Here is a 230-nt window from a genome sequence, read left to right as displayed (position 1 = left end):
TAATCGACGACATCAGCTGCTCCATAAGTTCCCACACGAATTGCTTGATTCATTGAAGAAGACGATAAGAAGCAGCCTAAAGGGTTGTAGCTTAGTTGGTTAGAGCGCACCCCATGCTCTGTGGTAAAGAGCAGGGTGAGGTCGGCCTTAGCAGCTCGAAATTGGGTCTGTAGCTCAGTTGGTTAGAGCGCACCCCTGATAAGGGTGAGGTCGGCAGTTCGAATCTGCCC

The 230-nt window shown here is 50.9% G+C and carries 1 tRNA gene; it reads left to right on the top strand.

Annotation, left to right across the window (positions count from 1 at the left end):
* Window positions 1-171: 171 nt before the first annotated feature.
* Window positions 172-230 (top strand) — tRNA-Ile (locus AC0IYH_RS34295).

It is taken from the genome of Pseudomonas sp. AC463, assembly GCF_979253585.1.
This window is presented reverse-complemented; position numbering and strand designations above follow the sequence as displayed.